At 38.4% G+C, this 19,798-nt stretch carries 18 protein-coding genes; 5 read left to right on the top strand and 13 right to left on the bottom strand.

What is annotated here, in order from left to right; all coding sequences use genetic code 11:
• Positions 1–15: 15 nt before the first annotated feature.
• The 11 genes from ACFX4N_RS17250 to asnB form a co-directional block, all read right to left on the bottom strand.
• Positions 16–1,695 (bottom strand): M20/M25/M40 family metallo-hydrolase, encoded by a 1,680-nt coding sequence (locus ACFX4N_RS17250; RefSeq protein WP_192100497.1) that lies wholly within the window; start codon positions 1,693–1,695, stop codon positions 16–18.
• Positions 1,696–1,798: 103 nt separating this feature from the next.
• Positions 1,799–3,004 carry an ornithine--oxo-acid transaminase gene (locus ACFX4N_RS17245; protein WP_013055371.1) on the bottom strand — a complete coding sequence of 402 codons (1,206 nt, stop codon included), beginning with the start codon at positions 3,002–3,004 and terminating at the stop codon, positions 1,799–1,801.
• 23 nt (positions 3,005–3,027) lie between these two features.
• Positions 3,028–4,575: an L-glutamate gamma-semialdehyde dehydrogenase gene (gene pruA / locus ACFX4N_RS17240; protein ID WP_013055370.1), complete on the bottom strand. Its 1,548-nt coding sequence runs from the start codon at positions 4,573–4,575 to the stop codon at positions 3,028–3,030.
• A gap of 377 nt (positions 4,576–4,952) precedes the next feature.
• A complete protein-coding gene (locus tag ACFX4N_RS17235; RefSeq protein WP_013055369.1) occupies positions 4,953–5,987 on the bottom strand; it encodes a LacI family DNA-binding transcriptional regulator in 1,035 nt (344 codons plus the stop codon).
• Positions 5,988–6,044: 57 nt separating this feature from the next.
• Positions 6,045–7,559, bottom strand: a complete 1,515-nt coding sequence (locus tag ACFX4N_RS17230; RefSeq protein ID WP_013055368.1) for an alpha-amylase family glycosyl hydrolase — start codon at positions 7,557–7,559, stop codon at positions 6,045–6,047.
• Positions 7,560–7,708: 149 nt separating this feature from the next.
• Positions 7,709–9,007 (bottom strand): ammonium transporter, encoded by a 1,299-nt coding sequence (locus tag ACFX4N_RS17225; protein ID WP_377261862.1) that lies wholly within the window; start codon positions 9,005–9,007, stop codon positions 7,709–7,711.
• A gap of 138 nt (positions 9,008–9,145) precedes the next feature.
• Positions 9,146–9,487, bottom strand: a complete 342-nt coding sequence (locus ACFX4N_RS17220; RefSeq protein ID WP_013055366.1) for a P-II family nitrogen regulator — start codon at positions 9,485–9,487, stop codon at positions 9,146–9,148.
• A 185-nt stretch (positions 9,488–9,672) separates the two neighbouring features.
• Positions 9,673–10,521: a phytoene/squalene synthase family protein gene (locus ACFX4N_RS17215; protein WP_053486816.1), complete on the bottom strand. Its 849-nt coding sequence runs from the start codon at positions 10,519–10,521 to the stop codon at positions 9,673–9,675.
• A 58-nt stretch (positions 10,522–10,579) separates the two neighbouring features.
• Complete coding sequence (locus ACFX4N_RS17210; RefSeq protein ID WP_192100495.1) at positions 10,580–12,037, bottom strand: phytoene desaturase family protein; 1,458 nt, start codon at positions 12,035–12,037, stop codon at positions 10,580–10,582.
• Positions 12,034–13,566, bottom strand: a complete 1,533-nt coding sequence (locus ACFX4N_RS17205; RefSeq protein WP_029324694.1) for a phytoene desaturase family protein — start codon at positions 13,564–13,566, stop codon at positions 12,034–12,036. Before ACFX4N_RS17205 ends, ACFX4N_RS17210 begins: the two co-directional genes overlap by 4 nt.
• Before the next feature lie 315 nt (positions 13,567–13,881).
• Positions 13,882–15,729, bottom strand: a complete 1,848-nt coding sequence (asnB, locus tag ACFX4N_RS17200; RefSeq protein WP_013055362.1) for an asparagine synthase (glutamine-hydrolyzing) — start codon at positions 15,727–15,729, stop codon at positions 13,882–13,884.
• A gap of 171 nt (positions 15,730–15,900) precedes the next feature.
• On the opposite strand from asnB, the gene ACFX4N_RS17195 reads away from it, so the two are divergent.
• Positions 15,901–16,461, top strand: a complete 561-nt coding sequence (locus tag ACFX4N_RS17195; protein WP_098448901.1) for a DUF2777 domain-containing protein — start codon at positions 15,901–15,903, stop codon at positions 16,459–16,461.
• Positions 16,462–16,502: 41 nt separating this feature from the next.
• On the opposite strand, the gene ACFX4N_RS17190 is transcribed toward ACFX4N_RS17195, so the two are convergent.
• Together ACFX4N_RS17190 and ACFX4N_RS17185 are read right to left on the bottom strand one after the other, a co-directional pair.
• On the bottom strand, positions 16,503–16,850 hold the full coding sequence (locus ACFX4N_RS17190) for a DUF1516 family protein (RefSeq protein WP_013055360.1): 348 nt from the start codon (positions 16,848–16,850) through the stop codon (positions 16,503–16,505).
• 78 nt (positions 16,851–16,928) lie between these two features.
• On the bottom strand, positions 16,929–18,101 hold the full coding sequence (locus ACFX4N_RS17185) for a DUF418 domain-containing protein (protein WP_377261858.1): 1,173 nt from the start codon (positions 18,099–18,101) through the stop codon (positions 16,929–16,931).
• 198 nt (positions 18,102–18,299) lie between these two features.
• Between ACFX4N_RS17185 and ACFX4N_RS17180 the strand changes: the two genes are divergently transcribed.
• From ACFX4N_RS17180 to ACFX4N_RS17165, 4 genes are all read left to right on the top strand, one after another.
• Entirely contained in the window at positions 18,300–18,521 is a 222-nt protein-coding gene (locus ACFX4N_RS17180; protein ID WP_013055358.1) for a spore germination protein, read from the top strand.
• A gap of 30 nt (positions 18,522–18,551) precedes the next feature.
• Positions 18,552–18,827 (top strand): spore germination protein GerPB, encoded by a 276-nt coding sequence (locus ACFX4N_RS17175; protein WP_029324687.1) that lies wholly within the window; start codon positions 18,552–18,554, stop codon positions 18,825–18,827.
• 89 nt (positions 18,828–18,916) lie between these two features.
• Positions 18,917–19,618, top strand: coding sequence for a spore germination protein GerPC (gene gerPC / locus ACFX4N_RS17170; RefSeq protein WP_029324684.1), 702 nt, complete (start codon positions 18,917–18,919; stop codon positions 19,616–19,618).
• Positions 19,615–19,791: a hypothetical protein gene (locus ACFX4N_RS17165; protein ID WP_013055355.1), complete on the top strand. Its 177-nt coding sequence runs from the start codon at positions 19,615–19,617 to the stop codon at positions 19,789–19,791. The genes gerPC and ACFX4N_RS17165 overlap by 4 nt, the downstream gene beginning before the upstream one ends.
• Positions 19,792–19,798: the final 7 nt, after the last annotated feature.

Genomic DNA, 19,798 nt, shown 5'->3' with positions numbered 1-19,798 from the left:
CCGTTCTTCATTTTCTTATATGTGGTTTGTACAAGCATGCCTACTTTTTAGCATCTGAACAGTTGTTTCTTGAATCAACTTAGGAAGAACTCCGAACGAATAAGGCTTATACACTCGCTCTGTCCACTTATGTCCGTCTTTCCCATATACTCCTATATTGATGGACGGAATATTTAACTCTCGAATTTCACGGAAAGGAATCGCCCCTGCAATCCCCCACCCCGGAAAGTTACGTGTAAAAGCATCGATTTCCTCATCTGTCTCATGAAGAGATAAAAAGCTGCCATCTGCTAGGTAGGGAAAAAATTTTTTAAACTGAAACGTCTCTCCCGTCTGTTTTCCAACCTTCTCCACAGCTGCTTGCAAGGGATAAAGAAGCTGCTGATCTCTGCTTTCGTCTTTCTTCAAGTGATTATGAGGCAAGTAAGGCGGTGCAAAAAAGACAATTACGCGCGGACTTTGATGCGGATCTAACTTTTGAAGTTCTTCAATTACTTTAAAGCACCTTGTTCTAAGTTCTAAATGCGCATACTGTTCGAAAGCTCGTTCAATACAAGCCTGAGCATTTATCCCTTTTTGATCCAATTCTTCCAGGTAATCTTCCAAACTCACAACATCCACTTTCCAAGACAAGTTTCGCTTTGGTAAATTCGTTCTCCGAACAAAAAGTTCGTAATAATCAGAAAGTTTTTTCTCCACTTTTTCACATACTTCGATTGATAATCCAATTAATTGACTCATCACTTCTTTTGCCGTTCGTTCATAGATGAAATAGTTAAAATACAAATGACTGCTTACAGCAGTTTGCACATTATAAGCCTCTTTATTATCTCGTTGATACAGACAGGAAGGTGGCAGTACCAGCTCTCCTTCAATATTTTCAGCTAGATTAATATTGTTATGGATGCTTCCCGTAATCTCAGATGCAATCAAATTAGGATCTATACCAGCAAGCGTATCTCCTACGTGTACCTCCCTTCCGTAAATATAAAAACATGGAAGCAGTTTCCCAGCGGCTCCTGTATAAATATAGCGCGTGGAATCTCCATCGTAAAGAGGTGTAATAAAGTCGGTATTAATCGCTGCTACATATGAAAGATTTTTTTCTTTTTTCAAACGGTTCAGTTCAGAAACAGCAGAAATAATTCCAGCATGCTGACTTTCCTCATCTGGGTTGACCATAAAAAGGACGTTTCCTTCTAATTTATTTGGATGCTTAGTAAAATGCAGCACATTGGCTAAATGTACAGCAATTCCACTTTGCATATCAACGGCTCCTCTTCCAAACATCCATTCACCTGAGCGAGCATCTCGCTGTACATCTTCATTAATGTTATGCATAGAGAAATAGCGCTGAAGTTCTTCTGGGTCTAATGCTATGTCTTTTAATGGACCAAAATCTTCAATGCCAACCGTATCTAAGTGAGCGTGATAAATCATTGTTTGAGCATTTTTTTTGCTGCCTTGAATAAAAGCAAATACATTTTTTCTACCTAGCGTATCGCCATTAATTTTCTGTTCCCAAACGTGAAGGGGATTTTCTTTGAAATAAGGAAAACTTTGAAGCGTGTTTTTAATGAAATCAGCAATCTTTACTTCGCCGCTTGTCCCATTGATACTTTTGATTTTCACTAACGCTTTTGTTAAACATTCAACTTGCTCTTCCATGCTTAGCTGTGAGAGTTGGATATACACTTCTATTCCTCCTGCCTATCAAATAAAAACGTCATTTAGCTGCATATGAATAAAAATAGTACGATATATACATATCGTACTATTTTTATTTATTTTAAACCGATTACTCAGCAAATACTTTTTCAATTCGTTCAATTGCCCAGTCTAACTCTTCTTTTGAAATCGTTAGCGGCGGAGCAAAACGAATAACCGTACTGTGCGTTTCTTTACAAAGCAAACCTTGGTCTTTTAATTTTTCACAATAAGGACGAGCTTCTTCGTGTAATTCTACCCCGATGAATAGACCTCGGCCGCGCACTTCTTTAATAACTGGATTGCTTAAGCTTTGGAGCTTCTGCTTGAAATAAGAACCTAATTCTAATGAACGCGCTGGAAGTTCTTCATCTTCAATTACTTCCAAAGCAGCTAATGATACGGCACAAGCAAGCGGGTTTCCTCCAAATGTTGAACCATGAGAGCCAGGGTTAAAGACACTTAAAATGTCTTCGTTAGCGACTACGCAAGAAATAGGGAAAACTCCTCCTCCAAGCGCTTTACCTAAAATCAGCATATCTGGTTCTACGCCTTCCCAATCACAAGCAAACATTTTGCCTGTACGCGCTAAGCCAACTTGGATTTCATCAGCAATAAATAGCACATTATGTTCTTTACATAAATCAGCTGCAGCTTTTAAGAAGCCTTCTGGAGGTAAAACGATACCTGCTTCACCTTGAATTGGCTCAATTAAAAATGCGGCTGTATTTGGTGTAATAGCAGCTTTTAACGCTTCTAAATCACCATAAGGAATGGTTTGAAGCCCTGGAAGCATCGGTCCAAAACCACGTTGATATTCTGCTTCAGACGATAAGGAAACAGCTGTCATTGTACGACCGTGGAAGTTGCCCACACATGCGATGATTTGTGCTTGATTTTCAGCAACGCCTTTCACATCGTAAGCCCAGCGGCGTGCAGCTTTAATGGCTGTTTCCACCGCTTCTGCTCCCGTATTCATTGGAAGAGCCATATTTTTATTTGTTAATTTACAAATCTTTTCATACCATGGACCAAGCTGATCATTATGAAACGCTCGTGACGTTAACGTTACTTTATCAGCTTGACGTTTTAATGCTTCAATAATTTTTGGATGACGATGTCCTTGGTTAACAGCGGAATAAGCACTTAGCATATCCATATATTTATTATTTTCTGGATCATGTACCCATACGCCTTCTGCCTTTTCAATTACAATCGGCAGCGGATGATAGTTGTGTGCCCCAAATTTTTCTGTTTGCTCAATGATTTTCACCGTTTTTTGTGTTTCAGTTGTCATATTTACTCCTCCTTATTTTCCAATTAGAATGTTTCAGATGTTGTTTTTGCTTGCATGTGAAGAACAAGATAATCCGGTCCGCCTGCTTTTGAATCCGTTCCTGACATATTAAATCCGCCAAAAGGCTGGTAACCAACAATCGCTCCCGTACATCCTCTGTTAAAATACAGATTTCCAACATGGAACTCTTCACGAGCGCGCTCAATATGCTCGCGGTTGTTTGATAATAAAGCGCCTGTTAATGCATATTCTGTATTGTTTGCAATCTCCATCATATGATCAAAATCTCGCGCTTTAGAGAATGCTACTACCGGACCAAAAATTTCTTCTTGCATGAGACGAGCTTTTTCATCTACATCCGCAAAAATAGTTGGCTGAATAAAGTATCCAGTTGAATTGTCTGCTTCTCCTCCCGCAACAAGCCGTCCTTCTTCTTTTCCAATTTCAATATACGATAATACTTTGTTATACGACGCCTCGTGAATAACAGGTCCCATATAAGTTGAAACTTCTTCCGGGGTTCCAACAGTTAATGTTTTTGTTAGCGCAACTGCTTTTTCAAGCACTTCATCATACACATCTTGATGCACAACAGCACGAGAACCAGCGGAGCACTTTTGCCCTGCAAAACCAAATGCAGAGTATACGATTGAAGAAGCAGCTAAATCAAGATCCGCATCTTTGTCTACAACCACCGTATCTTTTCCCCCCATTTCAGCAATAACGCGTTTTAGCCATTTTTGGCCCGGCTGTACTTTTGCTGCTCTTTCGTAAATGCGGCAACCTACTGCGCGCGAGCCGGTAAATGAAACAAAGCGTGTTTTTGGATGTTCAACTAAGTAGTCACCGATTTCAGGTGTAGCACCAGGAATAAAGTTTAATACGCCTTTCGGTAAACCTGCTTCTTCCATTACTTCTACAAATTTCGCTGCTACTACAGGAGTGGCATCAGCTGGCTTTAATAAAATCGTGTTGCCTGTTACGATAGCTGCTACTGCTGTTCCAGCCATGATAGCTAACGGGAAGTTAAATGGTGAAATGATAATACCTACGCCAAGCGGAATATAATTGTACTGATTATACTCACCGTCTCGACTCTGTACTGGAGAACCATCTTTTAACGTCAGGACTTGACGTGCATAGTACTCTAAAAAATCAATTGCTTCTGCTGTATCAGCATCTGCTTCGTTCCAAGGCTTTCCTGCTTCTTTTACAAGATAGCTAGAAAATTCATGCTTTCTGCGACGGATGATGGCCGCTGCACGGAAAAGAATATCTGCTCGATGTTCTACTTTCCATTTTTTCCACGTTTCAAAAGCTTTTAAAGCTGACTGCATCGCTTGCTCTGCTAGATCTTTATTTACTGTAGAGACATATCCAATCACTTCTTTTATATTCGCTGGGTTAACAGACGTAATTTTCTCTTCAGTTTCCACTTTTTCACCGTCGATCACAAGTGGGTACGTTTTGCCAAGCTGTGTATTTACATATGTTAATGCTTCTTGAAATGCCTTTTTATTGTTTTCTTCCTTAAAATTTGTAAATGGTTCATGAGAATAAGAAACTACCATGATATATACCTCCTAGTATGCAAATCTTTGTTTACTTTATAGTTATGCAAATAGCGTGCCAACTTTTAATAAAACTTTACAGCCTATTTGTCATCAAGGTTTTCACCACTTATATCATTCTTTCTTTTCGACAAAGGAAAAAATAATTGGCATGTGTATATTTTTTTGCACTTCAAATGCCAATATCTTTGGCATAAAGAATATATTGAGACATACCTAAATCAACCCAATCAACAGCTAAGAAGCAGCTACCTACGTTTACCCTCCCAACGAAAAAATCCGAACAAGTTTGATTCTCCATCAAGAATCAAACTCGTTCGGATCTTCCTTCAACTACAATACTTTTGTTCCAGCCTCTTTTCTATTTGTATATAAAGTTATCTCTTCGTCATTTGAATAGTTTTACAGGACTGTCTTTTAATCATTTTGTGAGGAACGCGCACTTGTTCTGCAACAGCATACGGCGTTTCAATCTGCTTAATCAAGCAGCGTACAGCCTGATAACCAAGTTCAAAAATATTAATATCAATAGATGTGAGAGCAGGTCTAGCCATTTCGGCGATCAGAACATTATTAAAACTGACAATCGAAATGTCTTCAGGAACTGAAATCCCCATTTCATCCAATGTATTTAAAACGCCTAATGCCATTAGATCGTCTGCTACTACCAGAGCCGTTGGACGTTCTTTTAGAGATAAAAGTTCGCAAACAGCTTCTTTTCCTCCCTTCTGTAGAAATTCTTCATGAATCACATACTCGTCCCGGTAAGGAATGTTTGCTTTTTGAATCGCTTTATCATAGCCTGTTAAACGGTCAATGGTAACGACTAATTCAAGACTTCCGCCAATAAAAGCAATACGCTCATGCCCAGATTCAATTAAATATTCCGTCGCTTCTTTTCCAGCTTTAAAATTATCATTATCAACAAACGTGATGCTTTCACTATGTTTAAACGGCTTTCCAATAACTACAAACGGCACGCTCTGTTCTTGCAAATAAGAAAGTACTTGATCATCAACTTTGGAGTACAGCAAAATTAATCCATCCACTCGTCTCCCCTGTACCATTTGAACAACTTCTGCAAAAATCTCTTCTTCCGTTTCTCCAGTGGACATATAAATCGCTCTTTTGTTTTCGTGAGCTCCGGTGCTGATTCCTCTTAGCACTTCGGGAAAGAATGGATTTTGAAACACCTTGTCTGCTGAGCTCGGCATCACTAGGCCGACTGCCTCTGTCGTTTGATTTGCTAGACTTCGCGCAATAATATTTGGGTGATAACCAAGTTCTTTCATAGCCGATCGCACGCGCTGTTTTGTTTTTTCACTAATTCTTGAGCTGTCTGCAATGACGCGAGATACCGTCGAAGGGGCTACATTTGCTAAATTTGCCACATCTTTTATTGTTACACCCATAATTCCACCTCTTAATTATGTTTTCTTCATTAATACTTATCCAATATAATTTGACAACTACGACGCGCTGTCCTTTTTACGAGATTGAGAAATTTTCTTTTCTTTTCTTCTTTTTGAAGATGCTTTGTACAAAAAGATGCCAAATCCCGTATAAACAGCAGCAACCGCTGCGATATATCCAATATTAAACCCTGACTTTTTCACTACTTTATATACATTTGTGGTCTCAGGCTCCGATGAAATGTTGTATACATCGTCAACAGGTCGTATAATTCCTTCCGTTATTAACCCTCTTAGTTCATTTTCTTTTCCAACTTTTTTAAGCGGGACATTAATGACCGACGTTTCCTTTGTATTATTAATCACAACAAACGTCGTTTCGTCCTTATACCTTCTCTTGTATACAGCCACACCTTTTTGCTCAGACACAAGGGTAAAGCTTCCTTTTCGAAGAGAAGGCGACTTTGCTCTAAGTTCAGCCAGTTTTTTTAAATGATCTATAATATCGGGATTAGCTAAAAAATTCATCATGCCATAATTTTCTGCTCCCTTTCCCCCATTCAGCGCAATTTCCGTTCCATAAAAAACGATTGGTACACTCGGCGAAGTATAAAGGTAGGAAAGCCCTTGCTTTGTTCGGGCTCCAGGATGATTTTCACTCTTTAATGCTTGTGCTGTAAAACGTGTGCTATGAACATCATCTAAAAAATTGGCTAAAGGCTGATTACTTCTTTTCCCCCACTTGTCATACAACATTTTCTGCGGACGATTAGTACCGCTAAACGTAGCAGCAGTGGCTTCGGCTAGCGTTCTATCTACAAGCAAATCTACTCCTAACGAATCAGCCTGCTCATTTTTTTTTAATGGTTGCCCGTTTATTTCTCCTATTAATAGAAAAGAAGGATCCATGCTTTTTAGCGTCTTAGAAAAGGATGAAATAAATGCAGAAGGAGCTTGATCGATATCTTTAACGTAATATCCGTCAATATCTGCTTGTTTGCTCCACCAAGCAGCATTTTTAATAAGGTATTTCTGCACAGCACTTTCTTTTAAATTAAGGTGAGGCAATGCTTTAATTACTTCGTTATCTGTACCGGATTCATTACTTATCCATGTTTGTTTTCCTTTATCTGCTACCCAGGTATGATTGTTACTGATTGTCAAAGGAAATTCGACCATAATTTTTATATTGCGCTCATGTGCTTTCTTCACAAGATTTTGTAAGTCTTTTAACGTTCCAAAATGATCGTCTATTTTATAATGGTTGGTCACCGCATATCCATGATAGCCTGTCTCATCATTTTCCATAAAAGGAGTTAATAAAACAGCGGTAAATCCCATCTCTTGAATATAGTCTAACTTTTGTGCTATTCCCTGTAAATCGCCTCCATAATAGGCATCTGAGCGTTCATAGTTAACATTTCGATCATTCTGTTCACTTCCGTTATAAAAACGGTTGATCATCAATGAGTATATTACCTCATCACGTATATCTTTATGATCTTGCGCTGAGGCACTGCTTCCAAAAAGCAATAATAGTATAAGTAGCATACTTGTCCTTTTCCATTTCATCTATTCCCCTCCTATAGACGAACTGTTTCAAACTCACTTTTGTTTCCATTATAACGTTAACGCTTACATTATTGTTAAATAAGTTGATAAAAACAAAAAAAGTGATTAAAAGTTTTTACTTTTAATCACTTTTTTCTATCTATATACTGCTATACCGTCTCATTTACGTTCGATATATGAGGTTTATCCGATACTTTACCAACTTTATTTAATCGATCAATCAATCCAACACCAAATTCAGGATGAAGGTTACCATCTCCTGTCGCTACGAAACTTTCAAGAAATTCGTATGCGGATGAACCGTGTTCAGCAAAATCTAAACCAGCAATTTCTTCTTCGCTTGATACTCGAATAGAAGAAAAACGCGTGAGAACAAATAAGAATAACCCAACCGTTCCAATTGTCCAGCCCATCACAGCTATAATTCCAAGAGCTTGAATACCTAATAGCTGTACGCCACCGCCATAAAATAAACCATTAGCTGTATCAAACAGTCCCACTGCTAACGTCCCCCAAATACCGCAAATTCCATGAACAGTAATAGCACCAACTGGATCATCTAACTTCATTTTGCTATCGATAAAATGCACAGCTTCTACTAGAATAATTCCTGCAATTAGCCCAATGACGATCGCACCTGGAATCGATACGTTTGCTGTTCCAGCTGTAATCCCTACAAGTCCAGCTAAGGCACCGTTTAATGTTAAGTTAGCGTCAATACGTTTGTAGCGAAACTTTGTATATAAAGCAGAAGACAGGACTCCGCATGACCCAGACATTAATGTAGTTGCGATGATTCCTGGTACAAGGGCAGGATCCGCTGCTAATGTACTTCCTCCATTAAATCCAAACCATCCAAACCAGAGGATAAATACACCTAATGCGCCAAGTAGAATATTATGTCCTTGAATAGCATTGACTTTTCCATCGCTTCCATACTTTCCAAGACGTGCTTCTAGAAAAATAACTGCTACAGCCGCACCAAGAGCTCCAGTCAAATGAACAACTGTCGACCCTGCAAAATCTACGAAGCCTAGTTTAGACAACCATCCTCCTCCCCACACCCAGTGACCTACAACTGGATAAATAACAGCTACCATAGCAATTGTGAGCATCATATAGCTCGATAATTTCATACGTTCTGCTACCGCTCCTGAAATAATCGTAGCGCACGTTGCTGCGAAAACAATTTGAAAGACAAAAAAGCTCATTTGATCGCTTTCTCCATTTAAAAAGAAACCGCTCGAACCGATAAATCCTCCTTTAGTACTTCCAAACATAAGCGCAAAACCAACTACAAAATACAAGACGGAAGACACAGCTAGCGTTAGCATATTTTTCATTAAGATATTAAGCGAATTTTTCGAACGAGTGAAGCCTGTTTCAACCATCGCAAACCCTGCGCGCATTAAAAACACAAGTACTGCCCCAAACATTACCCACATCATGTCAATTGATGCGCTGACTGATTCAACAGTTGGGTCAGCCGCATTAACGCGTGTGCTGCCAACAAACTAATAAACAAAGCCGCACTAATTTTCTTTTTCGACGCTTAACTCCCCCTCTATTAAAATAACACTCTCTTTTTATAAAATAGCCTCTACACCTGCTTCTCCTGTTCTAATTCGTACAGCATCCTCTACCGGATATACAAAAATCTTTCCGTCGCCTATTTGATTCGTAGAACAAATTGATTGAATGATCTTAATGACTTCATCAACTTGTTCTGTTTCTAAAATCATTTCTACCTTGACTTTAGGTACTAGTTTGATTTCAAAACTTTGTCCCCTGAACAGTCCCTGCTCTCCTTTTTGCTGACCGCATCCTGCTACTTCTGAGACCGTTAATCCGTTTATTCCTACTTCCTCTAATTTTACGCGCAGTGCTTGAAATTTTTCTGGACGAATGACGGCTTCTACTTTTTTCATCGTAACCCCTCTTCCATGTTAGTTTTATTAACATTTAATGTTATGTATATTATCATATAGATAATTTTCTGAATATTCAAGTTAATATGTGATAAAAATGAGACTTTTTTCTTATTTACATAATAGTTAACGCTTTCATATCTTTTCAAAAAAAAGTAACGCAAAGGAAAAGTAATTCCTTTGCGTTACCCCGTAGAAATAGATGTCATAATTTTCTTTTTCACTTGACTTGTGACAAAGTGCTTTTCTGTAAATACGTCATAATTTTCTTTTCGAATTTTATCAAGAATCGCTCGGTATAAATGCGCCGCTCCTGTAAGAGGCAAACGAGAAGCCACCGGATATTTATGAATCGACTGAAGTCCTTTTATATAATACATTTCCGCTTCTTTGGCCAGGTGCTCCCACATCTCTATGAATTCAGAAGTGACCCACCGGTTCTCTAATAGCATGCGCATATATCCGTAAGAATTCATAAGGTCTTTCGGTAAATAAATGCGCCCTCGCTCTAAGTCTTCCCCAACGTCTCTTAAAATGTTGGTCAGCTGCATCGCAATGCCTAATGCAACTGCTTCTTCTTCTAATTCTTTATGAGTAGTTGGAGCTAAAATCGGTAAAAGCATTAACCCTACCGTACTCGCTACGTGATAAGAGTATGTTTTCACTTCATCAAGCGTATCGTATTCTTTTTTTACTAAATCCATTCTCTGGCCGGTAATCATATCATCAAACGCTTGAACATTCATCTCATATTGTTCAAATACATTGCGCAGAGCTACCCACATGGCGCTTTCGTTTAATAGTTCTCCATTTTTAAATCGGGCAAATTCTGATTCGAATTGCTGCAGCTCTATTTCAGGGTTGCATCCTTCATCTACAATATCATCGACTTGACGGCAAAATGCATATACTGCCCATACTGCCTTTCTTTGTTTTGACGGCAGCATGGAAAAAGCTTTGTAAAACGTTTTTGAGTTTTCTTTAATAATTTCTTCACACTGATTGTACGCTTTGTCTAACGAAATGTTCATCATATAGGACCCCTTTCTCTATTAAAGGATAAACCATCATTTCCTTATGGCTTACAAGATCTTAAGAAAGCTTTGCAACCGTTTGAACAGATGATTGTTCAATAAGATGATCAGCTAACATTTTTGCTCCTTGCATAACAATTGGCACGCCTCCGCCTGGATGAATAGATGCTCCGATCGCAAAAACATTTTTATATTCGTACGGCTGGTACTGGGGTCTGAATACGCCCGATTGAAACAGCTCAGGAGCAATACCAAAGCTTCCTCCTTCGTAAAGTCCAAATGCTTGAGCATCATTTGGCGTGCGTACTTTTACCCACTCTATTTCTTTACGAAGCTCTTCAAACCCTTTTTCTTCTAAAGTTCGAATGATTCCATCAACAAAATCTTGCTGATTGCTCCAATCAATGTGGCCACCTGATGGAACCGGTACAAGTGCATATAGCACACTTTTCCCTTCAGGGGCTAACGATGGATCAATAACAGAGGGATTAAATGTATAAATAGCGGGATCTTCAGGAATCGTTTTATACTTAAACACTGCTTCCATATGTTTAGCTAAATCATTGCCCATAAAGTATTGATGCACATTGTGATGATCATATTTTCTCTTCAAACCAAGATAAAGCAGCAGACAGCTGGACGAAGGCACATACTTCTTTTCTTTTTTTTGAGCAATTTTCGCCATATTAGGAAAGTCGCCATTTAAAACAACTTGATCAAACGGATAAAGTTTTTCGTCAACAATAACCCCTTCCGTCTTGTCTCCTGATATAGAAAGCTCTTGAACCGCCTTATTCAAATGAATGTTTACACCTTGCTCTATCAGCGCCTTTTCAAGAAGTGGCACAAGACTTGCGTATCCGCCTTTTACGTAATAGATGCCATGAGCATGCTCACTGTAAGGAACAAGGGAATAAATAGCTGGCGCCGAATAAGGATTTCCTCCAATATAGAGAGATTGCAGGGAATAGGCATCTACTAGACGTTCATCATGGAAATACGTTGAAACAAATTTTCTCATTGATTTATTTGCATTCATTTTTTTTAATGCCTTGATGTTTTGCCATGTCCAAAAATCTCGTTTATTTACAAATGTTTTTTCCAAAAATGCCTTACTTCCTAATTCAAATCGCTTTTTTAATTCAGTCATAAAACGCCGGTAGTTTTGCTCTTCGCCTGGAAACAAACGGCTAATCTCCTCTAACTGATCTTTTTCAGTCGCTTTTTTTGTATAGGTCGTACCGTCTGGAAAATGAATATCATAAAGTGGATCACAGCGTATTAGTTCATATTGAGAAGCAGAAATGCCTGCTTCATCTAAAATACGTTCAAGCATTAAAGGCAGTAAGACAATCGTGGGACCTTCATCAATTTTATAACCGTCTTTTTCTACAAACGCCAACCGGCCGCCAAGCTTGTTTTCTTTTTCGAAAATATCAACAGAAAATCCTCGTTTGCTTAATAACAAAGCGGTAATTAAACCGCCTATGCCGCCTCCAACAATTGCTGTTCTCATAATGCACTCTCCATTTCCTTCATGGTTTTAAACGGCTCATTCAGTAATTGTCCGTCTCTTTTTAAGATGAGCTTTGTCGTAATGCGAGATGATTCGAGAATAGTTGGTAGACCGCTTCCTGGATGAGTTCCTCCTCCAACTAGCCAGCAGTTTTCTAATTCTTCAAATTTATTATGCGGACGCAGCACCATCATTTGAGTGAGCTGATGTCCAAGGTTAAATGTCGCTCCTTTATAGACCAGCACGTCTTCTTCCCACTGCTTTGGTGAAATGATTTTTTCAACTTCAATATGACTCTCTAAATCTTTGAAACCCGTTTTCTTTTCTACAATTTTTAATACTGCATCCCGAAAATCTTTTTGTTTTTCATCCCAGTTTACACCGCTGAAATTATTTGGAACCGGCGCTAAAATATAAAGAGCAGACTTTCCTTCTGGTGCTAAAGTTGGGTCTGTTACACCTGGGTTTTGGATGTAGATAGAAGGGTCCTCTGAAAGAGCTAGCGTTTTTGTGATCTCTTCTACATTTTTTTTATAATCTTCAGCGAACACAATCGTGTGATGAGGCAGATCTTTGTACTGTTTGTCTATGCCTAGATAAATCATGAAAGTAGAACAAGAGTATTTTTTCTTTTCAAGTTTTTTAACTGCATATTTTTTAAGGGTACCTTCATCTATTAAATTCGTCATGGCATGAGCAAAATCTCCATTGATAATGACGTCGTCTGCCCCTATTCGCTCTCCATTTTCTAGAATAATTCCTTTTACTCTCTTATTTTCAATCCATAGTTTTTGGACACCTTGGTTTAAGTGGATGTGCCCTTGATGTTCTTCCACTACTTTTGCCATTGCTTGAGATAGTTGGTTTACTCCTCCTATTGGATGGAAGATACCGTAAGCGTGTTCCATAAACGATAAAATAGAAAAGGCTCCTGGACATTCCCAAGGGGACATTCCCAAGTACTTAGATTGAAAAGTAAAAGCTAATTTCAATTTCTCATCAGTGAAATACTTGCCAAGTACATCATAGAGCGTTTTACCTAAGGATAAATGCGGCAGTGCTCGAATTGCTTCAGGCTTTAAATAGTGATGAAAACGATCCATCTCGCCCTGCAATAAAGGCAGCAAAGCCGCCATCTTTGCTTCGGTGTCTTTCATAAAGCGCTCATAGCCTTCTCCGTTTCCTGGGTATAAACGTTCGATTTCTTCTTTCATCTTTTTATGGTTATCCGTCATCTGAATCTGCGCATCATCGAAAATAAGCTCATACATGAGATTTAGACGTTTTAAGTCCATATAATCATGCGCATTGCGATTAGCAGCTTGAAATAATTCTTCAAAAATCTGTGGCATGCTCAAAAATGTAGGACCCATATCAAACGTATAACCTGACATTTTAATCGCTGAATTTCGCCCGCCCACGTATCCTTGCTTTTCATATACATCTACTTTATAGCCATGACTTGCTAACAGCATCGCTGCCGCTAGTCCTCCTGGACCTGCTCCAATCACGATTACGTTTTTTTGCATACATACACTCCTAATCCTATACAATAGTTATACAAACATTATACAAATCTTTATTATTAAATACAACGATAAACTGCTTGTCTTTATTCGAATCATAAAATTACCAATAACTAAACCATTAAAACATGACGTTTGTACCATTTTTCCAGGGTTTCAGTACACTTTCCCTTTATTCGGTGCTTTCAAGCTTTTATTTTATATCTATGTAAAGTTATACAAAAATAGACTGCGGTCTTCTTCTCTAGTTAAACGTACAAAAAAGAGAAACAGATGACTTATTTCATAAAAAAAACCCTCTGTACTGAGAGGGTCCTGTCATTCAACAATTTGAATATTATTGTGAGTAAACCAGACGTGAATTTGAGCTAGATGAGCTAGCAGCTGAGGTCCTGTCATTAATTGACCAAACCAAGGTGCTTTAAATCCTTCTCCGCCTGTATCAATAATATGCTTTAACTGCTGCTTATCAAAAAATTCATGAAGAGGTGACTGTTTATCTTGTAAAAGAGATTGAAGCCATACAGTTACAGCTTTTGTATAAGCTGGGTTATGCGTTTTAGGATAAGGGCTTTTCTTGCGATAAAGAACATCATGAGGCAAAATTCCTTCAAGCGCTTTTCGTAAAATCCCCTTCTCTTTATTGCCCGTCATTTTCATCTCCCACGGAATATTCCATGCATATTCCACAAGGCGATGATCTGCAAAAGGTACGCGTACTTCTAAGCTCGCGCCCATGCTCATACGATCTTTACGATCTAATAAAGTTGTCATAAACCAAATCTGATTTAAATAAAACAGCTTTCTTCGCTGCGCATCTTCTAACGATTCACCTTCTAATTCAGGCACTTCCTTTAATGTTTCTTCATATCTTGCACGCACATAATCTTCTAACTGTAATTTCTTTCTCCATGAACTTTGCAGCAAATCAATTCGAGCATCTAATGAACGCATCCATGGGAAGGTATCCGAAGACAAATCATGTTTTCGGTGAAACCACGGATATCCTCCAAAAATTTCATCCGCACATTCTCCTGATAAGCTCACAACAAAATCTTGTTTGATTTCACGGCAAAACCAAAGCAGCGATGAATCTACATCAGCCATTCCAGGAAGGTCTCTCACCTCTACAGCCTCTGTTAAATGCTGCACAAGGTCCTCCGTTGAAATAATGCAGCGGTGATGATTTGTTTGAAACGTATCCGACATGAGCTTGATATAAGTTCCATCAGAATTTGGCTGAAACTCATTTGCTTTAAAAAATTTATCATTGTCTTCATAATCGATAGAATACGTATGAAGAGAGCCCTTGCCGCTTTCTTTGAACGCATTTGCAGCAATTGCTGTAATGGCGCTTGAATCTACTCCACCTGATAAAAATGTACAAACCGGGACATCGGACACTAGCTGTCTTACAATCGCGTCTTGCACTAAAAATTTAACTTTTTCTGTAGTTTCACCTAAATCATCTGTATGCTGCTCACTTTTTACGTTCCAGTATCGCCAAATCTTCAACCCGTTACGCGTAAGCGTGAGGGCGTGAGCCGGGCGCAATTCATTTATTTCTTTAAATACGCCGTGGCCGGGAGAACGAGAAGGTCCTAAGCCAAACACTTCTGCTAATCCATCTAATCCTACTTCGGCTTTCACCTCAGGATGAGCTAATATCGCTTTTAATTCCGATGCAAATTGAATTCCACCTTCATAAGATCGATAGAATAAGGGCTTCACTCCCATTCTGTCGCGTGCTATAAATAACTTTTCATTGGCTTCGTCCCAGATTGAAAAAGCAAAGATACCGTTAAAATGATCTACGCATGATTCTTTCCATTCTATATAAGATGTTAGAAGTACTTCCGTATCTGAATGTCCCTGAAATTGATAACCTCTTTTTAGTAATTCTTTCCGAATATCTTCCGTGTTGTAAAGCTCTCCATTATAGCAAAGCGTATAGCGCTGTTCATTTTTTTCTCTTGTCATCGGCTGTCTTCCGCCTTGAGGATCTACTACAACTAAGCGTTTGTGCCCAAAAGCAACATGCTGCTGTGTCCATACGTTGGTGTCATCAGGACCTCTTTTCGATAAAGTGTCAGCCATTTTTGTTATTGTTGCTGTTTCATTTAAAAGCGATCGCTTTAAGTCGACCCAACCCGTTATACCACACATCGTTTATCATCCTTTCTTTCACGCTCTTGTTTATGAATGAAATAATGCCATTGTATGCACGCAATAGTTACAGTTGAATTGTCCTTATATTTTATTTTCACTTTCGAGTTATAAAGAGAGCTTTTTTAGGCAATAAAAAAATATGGATAAATTTCACACGGAGGTTTGATTATGAATCATTATTCTAAACAACAAGCTCTGAACAATCAGCCGCGTTCCTTCGTGATTGGTACGGTTGAATGTGTTGATTCACAGTGGATTTTCTTTGAAGATGAAAGTGACGAAGCTTCCATGCTCCATGAAGTAATGGATGATACATTAGAACTTCTTATTGATACACGCTGGGAAAAAGCCATTATGGTTGATGACCGTCAAATAAAGCTTCACGATGGAACGTATTTATTGCGAAATGGGGATAAGCTAAGACTGTCTAAAAAGCTACCTTATGCATACGAACAGCTTCTTCAATCACTACCGAAAGAGACCTTTTTATCATTCACTCAGCACTTAAATTCATTAAAATTCTCTCTTTATGATTGTATTTACTGTCACAACACATTATGTTTTTTACCGACAGACGGTGATACAAAAGGTGCTAATTTTATCATTTATGACAATGAGGAAAAAATTTGTGCCGTTCAGCATTTATTCGAACGAGGCACGCATCACCTAGATCGATTTGAATATACCGTTAATGATGGAGAACGTTCAATGAATCTTTTTTTAGATTAAAGCAAAAGAAAAAAGCTATCTTATCCAAGATAGCTTTTTTCTTATCCTAGTACGACATATCCGTAATAGAATACTAAGATAAGCGCAATTACAAGAACTGCCCAAGCAACGCCTGTACGCTTTCTTTTTTCAGTACGAACAAGTACCATTTCCATTCCCACAAGCACTAACACGCCTGCAATCCCTTTAATGAGCGCTGCGCCTTGAAAATGGTACCAAGCTGCTAACATATGCAGACCTGATACTAATACTAATAAGTATAGGAGTCTCGCCACCATATGTAGGATTTTTTGACCTTTAGCTTTACCTGCTCGATGTAAAATCAACGAAACCACAAACGAGATAATTAATAATGTCCAAAGCGTTACATGAATATGTAGTGGAGCCATTTATCTCACGTCCTTTCTGAAAATATCATATCATGAAAACCTTTCCTTCACCAATGATATAAGGAAGGAAAAGGATTTTTAGCGGCTGCGTCCATAAGTAGCATACCGAATGAGTTTTTCAAGGGGTCCATCTGAAAATAGGCTCATCCATATCCAGCTTCCCAGCAGTTGAACAAAAATGATAATCCCCGCAATAGCCAAGCCTTCTACAATTGAAATATGTCCATAGTATCCTAACCCATATGAGTAAAAAAGAAATGTACATACAATGGACTGGACAATATAATTAGTTAAAATCATTCTCCCCAAAAAGGCAAATGGCTGCATGACTTTTTGAATAGATACACTTCGCATAGCTAATGTGACCAACGTTACAATAAAAATTGCTCCTGCCGTTCCTCCGATTGTATCGTGAATATAAGATGTCGCTACATTGTGATCTAAAACATACGGCAATACAGATGATGCTGCATACACGATGAATGAAATAAGACAAAGCCACTTTGTCTCCACTATATATTTTTCTATTTCTTCGAACCACTCGCTTTTTGCCATAAAACCGCCTAATAAAAACAGTGGAAATAGCGATAAAAACAGAAAAGGAACCGTATTTAAATTATACGCGTAGTACCAATCAAGCAAGCGCTGATGAAAGATTGACGCAAAACTTCCGTGTCCATATGCTTGAAGCGCTTGGTCAATAATAGGCTGGTGAATTCCCGCTGCTGTATCTCCTTCATTAACCAAAGCCGCTGCTGTTAAAATAACAATCATAATCACAGCATAAATGCTAAATATTCCGGTTCCCCACGCTAATAACACTTCTTTCTTTGCTTCTTGAAAAAATAGCATGATCAAAGCAAAGAAGCTGTACATCACAATCATATCACCGTGCCAAATAAATAAAGCATGAATAGCCCCAATGAGAAGCAAAGCCGTGATTCTTCGTACATAAAAAGGAGTAAAGCTTACTTGCCTTTCGTATGTACGCTGGAACATTTTCATAAAACCAAATCCAAACAAAATAGCGAGCAGCGCGTAGCCTGTCTGCCCTACAACTACATCAACTAATCCATTAGCAACATAATTCATTCTTGAACCGTCCAACAAATTATGGTCGTAATAGGAAGCAGGTGAATAAAAATTCGGCATGTTCATGAGCAAAATACCAATAAGCGCGATTCCTTTTAATACATCCGCTGCCTCAATACGCTGTTCTTTATCAGCTGCGTTCATTTTGAAACGTTTCATTCTTTCACACCTTACATTATTTCATTATTGCTTTCACATTATATCGAACGCAAAAGTTTTTCTTCAATGTTTACTATTTCCATTCCTCTCTTTAATGTTTTGCTTACTCTCGGCATATAGATAAAGAAAAAGCATTAATCACCTTTTTGTCTAGGCTTCATATGCTGTTACTAGACTAAATTAAAAGGGTGTTTGCCTATGCCTGCCATTGTTGGTGTTGTTAATCTTAACAGTGTTGGTTCAGCCAGCGTCTTTCATATTGGAGATGTTTATACAATAGCCCCTATTTCCACTGCTAAAACATTTGCTGGCGCAGGTTCGTTTAATACAGGTGACGGATTATATGTTGTGAATCAGCAGAGCTCAACCAATACGTCAGACAATGACGTAAATGATCAAAATGTCGCTGGAAATCTATAATAGAAATGAAGCTCATACAGGAGGATGCTTATGAACTTTTATGTGAATCAAAGTATCTGTATTCAAAGTATGAAAATCAGTGCTGTAAGTAACTCTTCGGTACTTCAAATTGGAAGCGTCGGTGTCATTAAACCAAACTCAAATCTCTTTAATACAGGAGGATTTACAGGCGCCGCACCTACTGAAACAAAAAAAGGCATTCTTGGATCTGTTTCTCCTTCTACCTTTACTCCCGGAACCGGCGCAGGCACTGCCCCAGCTCCTTTTTCACAGTCGTTAACTCCTCCAGCTCGAGACAACGACTGACATGTTACAACCTTCATCACCATATGTATATATATAACTATTTTCTTTATCAGAAGATAAGGGAATCGAGGTGATTGAAGGTGGATAACATGAACTATATTCAGCAAGTACATCAGTATGTTCAGCAAATGTCTTCGTATATTCAACAGCAAGAAGGACGCATTGCTCAGCTTGAAAAAAACGTACAAGAACTTCAGCAAAAAATAAAAGAGTTAGGTGAACAGCCACCTATTAAAATTGATAAAATTGAATATAAATTTGAACAGTTAAAAATTGATTCATTAGATGGAACATTAAATATTGGATTAAATCCTCTTACGCCTGATAATTTAGAAGATATCATTATCAATGAGAAACCAGAAGTAACGTTTTCGCAAGGGCAGCAGCCTCAAGGTGAGCAGCCGGGACAACCCGGAGGTCCTGGACCGCAAAATCCTAGCTTAAAACCATTGGACCGCCAGCTAGAAAAACAGTGGGTCTCTGATATCCACGAAACGATTTTAGCTGAACTTAATCAATATGGATTTTCTATGGTTCAACATGTGCTTGATGAGCGCTCGATGATGATTGATGAATCGTACTACGAGTTTATTTTAGAAGATATTAAAAAGCAGCTGCAGCAGCGGATTACTTTTTATATACAGCAAGTTCAGCCGGAAGAAATGGAACGAAATTTTGAACAAATCAAACCTCAAATTATCGGTAAACTTTATGAAGATATGAAAAAAGGAATTGACGCATTTTTAACGTATTTACCTGAATCTTTAAAGAAAGGTGGACCCCCTTCATGAACTTTAACGTTGTAAACCGCGAATTGCTTGTTGGAGACGTTAGTATTACAGGCGTATCTTCTTCTTCTCTTTTTTTAATTGGTGATGCCAATTACATCTCTCTATCCTCAACATTTGATACGCCGGCTGAATCTTTGATTATCGGCCCTTATGTTCCATTATCGTTATCATAAAGGAGCT

The organism is Priestia sp. YIM B13551 (assembly GCF_042787905.1).
GTDB lineage: Bacteria > Bacillota > Bacilli > Bacillales > Bacillaceae_H > Priestia.
Note: the sequence above shows the minus strand (reverse complement) of the source record. Positions and strands in the feature narration are given on the sequence as shown.